Source organism: Pseudoalteromonas sp. MSK9-3 (assembly GCF_003590335.1).
Lineage (GTDB): Bacteria > Pseudomonadota > Gammaproteobacteria > Enterobacterales > Alteromonadaceae > Pseudoalteromonas.
Genome location: NZ_MIET01000031.1, coordinates 1 through 1231, shown reverse-complemented (window position 1 = coordinate 1231; position 1231 = coordinate 1). Strand labels below are relative to the sequence as shown.

Below are 1231 nucleotides of genomic sequence, written 5' to 3'. Positions count from 1 at the left end.
TTTGGCAATATTGGTTCGGTTTTCACCTTCTAAAAATAAGGATACTGCGAGTAATCGAATACGCTTTCTGGCATTTGATTCTCTTCGAGATAGTGCTAAAAGCTTTCTAGATGTATCTAAATCCATATAAGTGAGCATGCTTTAATCCGTGTACATATATTAGATCACAAACTTAAGCAGATTGGTATCATTTCAAGGTCCATAGCTTGTTTCAGGGCCGATGGTTTTTACTGCCCTTAGGAGCACAGAAGTGTGTAAAAATAACAATTGCAAGCATGAGTATTATGGACCCTGACCTTCGTCAGGAAGACAACGGGGTGAGAGTAATAAAAACTCCGGCTCAAAATAAAAACCTCCATCTCCCTGAACTGGTTTCATGGTCTATGCCTTTCACTGCACTTTAGGAGTACAGAAAGGTATGAAAATAACAGTGGCAAAAAGCATGAGAGTTATGGATCCTGACCTTCGTCAAGAGGACAAAAGTGTGAGGCTGGTCTCCCTGAACTGGTTTCAGGGTCCATGGCTTTTCACTGCCTTTTAAAGTACAAAGTGTATGAAAGTAACAATGGTCATTATGAGCGCTATGGATCCTGACCTGCGTCAGGAAGACAAAAGTAAGCATAGACGTTATGGATCCTGACCTTCGTCAGGAATACAAAAGGGCCCGCGCAATAAAAAAGCCGCGTCTAAAGACAAAACTCCGTCTCCCTGAATTCATTTCAGGGTCCATTCTTTTCATTATCCTTCATGCATGGCGACCTGAAATCCCTTCCTAATCCCCATTTTTCTCAAATCCCTTTTCCTAAACCCCAAATGCAAAAAACCCGTCGCATCTCTGCAACGGGTTTCTCTAATTTAATGCCTGGCAATGTTCTACTTTCACATGGCAACTGCCACACTATCATCGACGCTGTTTCGTTTCACTTCTGAGTTCGGCATGGGGTCAGGTGGGTCCAAAACGCTATTGTCACCAAGCAAATCTGGTGTGTTAACTCGAAATCTTCAAGCTAACTAAATCTGGAATTCTGATAAATATTAGTCAATCTATAACTAATTCTGTAAAACGCTACTTTAGTAACACTAACTTCTGTCGCTTAAACCACTTTGGCGTTGTATGGTTAAGCCTCACGGGTAATTAGTACTGGTTAGCTTAACATGTCACCATGCTTCCACACCCAGCCTATCAACGTTGTAGTCTCCAACGGCCCTTCAGAGAGCTTATAGCTCTAGT

Annotated in this window: 2 rRNA genes; both read right to left on the bottom strand. The window is 41.9% G+C overall.

Going from position 1 to position 1231, the window contains the following annotated elements:
* Nucleotides 1–860 precede the first annotated feature (860 nt).
* Nucleotides 861–975, bottom strand: a 5S ribosomal RNA gene (rrf, locus tag BGP78_RS14220).
* A 139-nt stretch (nucleotides 976–1114) separates the two neighbouring features.
* Nucleotides 1115–1231 (bottom strand): 23S ribosomal RNA (locus BGP78_RS14215); the annotation flags it as partial.